Source organism: Sutterella seckii (genome assembly GCF_009183815.1).
Taxonomy (GTDB): domain Bacteria; phylum Pseudomonadota; class Gammaproteobacteria; order Burkholderiales; family Burkholderiaceae_F; genus Sutterella; species Sutterella seckii.
On sequence record NZ_WEHX01000261.1, the window covers coordinates 1 to 372 of the forward strand.

The 372-nt window shown below is 57.3% G+C and carries 1 protein-coding gene; it reads right to left on the reverse strand.

Annotated elements, in window-relative coordinates; all coding sequences use genetic code 11:
* Nucleotides 1-372 (reverse strand): winged helix-turn-helix domain-containing protein (locus GBM95_RS12105; protein WP_193222714.1); only part of this gene is annotated, 372 nt, incomplete at both ends.

Consider the following 372-nt stretch of genomic DNA (forward strand, 5'->3'; position numbering starts at 1 on the left):
TAGCAGGCGCGGCGATCATGAAGGATCGTCGGCGTCTTTCCGCGCGGCGCGTAGCCTCGGATCCAATTGGTGTCCTGCTGGACAGCGGTTTCGTCTTCCCAAAAAATGGTGGCTTTTTCCTTTTTGGCACGCTCAGCAATAGCCGGGTAGTCTGTTTCAAGCCAGCGCTGGACCGCAGCATCATCCTGCTGAATCGCTTTCTTTTTCGGACGCTGAGGCGTCATGCCCCACGAACGCAGGTAGCGGCGTACCGTTGAAAGGTCGAGCTGTCTGCCGAACTCTCTGTAGATGAGCTGACGCACTGCCTTGGCCGTCCACAAGGCAAAGTCGAACTTCAGCTGCGCGGGATTCTTATCGCCAATCCAGTTGGCG